The following is a 2,755-nucleotide window of genomic DNA, read 5'->3' as shown; positions in this document are numbered from 1 at the left end:
ACACCGACCCGGTGCAGTGGCAGGTGATCGACACCGCGTTCACCGGCCACGGCACCCGGGTGTTGATCGGCGACCCCAAGCAGGCGATCTACGGTTTCCGCGGCGGCGACGTCTACACCTACCTGGCCGCCGCCCGCGCCGCCGACGACCGGCGCACCCTGGGCGTCAACTGGCGCAGCGACAAGGTGCTCGTCGATGCCCTGCAGGCCGTGCTCGGCGACGCCCGGCTGGGCCACCCCGAGATCGTGGTGCCGCCTGTCGAGGCCCGCCACGACGGGCACCGGCTGGCCGGGGCGCCGCACAACGCGCCGTTCCGGCTGCGGGTGGTCGGCCGGCCGACGGTGGGCTACCAGGGCGTCGAGAACGTGCCGATCGACCGGCTGCGCGAGCACATCGCACCCGACCTGGCCGCCGACATCGCCGCTCTGCTGGCCTCCGGGGCGAGCTACGACGGCCGGCCGGTGCGCGCCGGCGACGTCGCGGTCATCGTCGAGCGGCACCAGGACGCCCGGCTGTGCCGGGACGCGCTGACCCGGCTGGACATCCCGGTGGTCTACACCGGCGACACCGACGTCTTCGCCTCGCCGGCCGCCGACGACTGGCTCTGCCTGCTGGAGGCGTTCGACGCTCCGCACCGCACCGGGCTGATCCGGGCGGCGGCCTGCACCATGTTCTTCGGCGAGACCGCCGAAACCCTGGCCCGCGACGGCGACCGGCTCACCGACCGGGTCGCCCAGACCGTGCGGGAGTGGACCGACCACGCCCGGCTGCGCGGCTTCGCGGCGGTGTTCGAGGCCGCCCAGCTGGCCGGTATGGGCCGGCGGGTGCTGAGCCGGCGCGGCGGCGAGCGACAGCTGACCGACCTGGCCCACATCGGTCAGCTGCTGCACGAGGCCGCCCACACCGACCGGCTGGGCCTGCCGGCGCTGCGGGACTGGCTGCGCAAGCAGCGCGAGGACCGAGCCGGCGCGGTGCAGCGCACCCGCCGGCTGGACAGCGACGCCGGCGCGGTGCAGATCATGACGGTGTTTGCGGCCAAGGGGCTGCAGTTCCCGATCGTGTACCTGCCGTTCATGTTTCGCCGCCACGTCGGCGACAAGGGCGACCTGCTCTACCACGAGCCCGGACCCGACGGCACCGAGCTGCGCTGCCTGCACGTCGGCGGCAGGAACAGCCCGGACCGGCGCACCGCCGAAGAGCTGCACCACCGCGAGGAGGCGCTGGATCACCTGCGGATCAGCTACGTGGCGCTGACCCGGGCGCAGTCGCAGGTGGTGGCCTGGTGGGCGCCGAGCGTCGACGAGGTGAACGGCGGCCTCTCCCGGCTGCTGCGCGGCCGCAGCGTCGGCGATGTCGCGGTGCCGATCCGCTGCGAGCCGAGAGTCTCCGACGACGCCGCCCGGGCGGTCTTCGACGCCTGGCAGGCCGCCGGCGGGCCGGTGGTGGAGGACTCGGTGGTCGCCCGCGCCGTGCCGCCGGTGGCCGCCGGGCCGGTCGGTGAGCTGGCGGTGCGGCACTTCCACCGCAAGATCGACGGCGGCTGGCGGCGCACCTCCTACTCGGCGCTGATCCGCGGCGCCGACCAGCCCGGGGTGCGCAGCGAGCCGGAGCAGACCGGGCGCGACGACGAGTCCGACGAGCTGACCGTCGGCGAAGCCCCGTCGCCGGTCGGCGCCGACCTGGCCTCCCCGATGGCCGACCTGCCGGGTGGCACCACCTTCGGGTCGCTGGTGCACGCGGTGCTGGAGACCGCCGATCCGGCCGCCGCCGACCTCGCCGCCGAGCTGGCCACCCAGGTGCGCGCCCACGAGCCGTGGTGGCCGATCGGCGTGGACGCCGCGGTGCTGGCCGAGGCGCTGGTGCCGATGCACGACACCCCGCTCGGGCCGCTGGCCGGCGGGCTGACGCTGCGCCGGATCGGGACGGCGGATCGGCTGCGCGAGCTGGGGTTCGAGATTCCGCTGGCCGGCGGCGACGCCCGCGATGCGGCGCCGCCGCTGCGGGTCGCCGACGTGGGTGCGCTGCTCGCCGAGCACCTGCCGGCCGAGGACCCGTTCGCCGGCTACGCCGAGCGGCTGCTCTCCGCCGGGCTGGGCGACCAGTCGCTGCGCGGATACCTCTCCGGTTCGCTGGACGTGGTGCTGCGGCTGCCCGAGCGCCGCTACCTGGTGGTCGACTACAAGACCAACCAGCTCGGCGGCACCGCCGCCGACTACGGCTTCGGTCGGCTCACCGAGGCGATGCTGCACTCCGACTATCCGCTGCAGGCGCTGCTGTACACCGCGGTGCTGCACCGGTTCCTGCGCTGGCGCCAGCCCGGCTACCGGCCGGAGCGGCACCTGGCCGGGGTGCTGTACCTGTTCGTGCGCGGCATGTGCGGGCCACAGACCCCGGTCGTCGACGGCCACCCGGCCGGGGTGTTCGGCTGGCACCCGCCGGCCGCGCTGGTGGTCGCGCTCTCCGACCTGCTCAGCGCCGGGCGGGGCGGCCGATGAGCACGGGCATCGGCGTCGACCCCGAATCCGACCCGCTGTCGCACCGGGTGGCGCGCGGCGCGCACGGGCTGCTGCGGGCGTTCAACGACGCCGGGGTGCTGGTCGCCGCCGACGTGCACACCGCCGAGCGGCTCTGTGCGCTCGGCGAGGAGACCGACGAGCAGGTCGCGCTGGCGGTGGCGCTGACCGTGCGGGCGCTGCGCACCGGCTCGGTCTGCCTGGACCTGCGCGCGGTGGCCGCCGACACCGGCCTGCCGGAG

At 75.5% G+C, this 2,755-nt stretch carries 1 protein-coding gene and 1 pseudogene; both read left to right on the top strand.

Features of this window, described 5'->3' with window-relative positions:
* Window positions 1-2,495, top strand: a 2,495-nt coding sequence (locus AC2VNT_RS00295) for a 3'-5' exonuclease (RefSeq protein ID WP_486944960.1), incomplete at its 5' end; no start/stop codon positions are given.
* Window positions 2,492-2,755, top strand: a pseudogene (locus AC2VNT_RS00290) (exodeoxyribonuclease V subunit alpha); the annotation flags it as partial. The gene AC2VNT_RS00295 and the pseudogene AC2VNT_RS00290, both read left to right, overlap by 4 nt.

It is taken from the genome of Mycobacterium sp. TH-M15 (assembly GCF_057473705.1).
The sequence above is the reverse complement of the archived record's forward strand: the minus strand, read 5'-3'. Positions and strand labels throughout refer to the sequence as shown.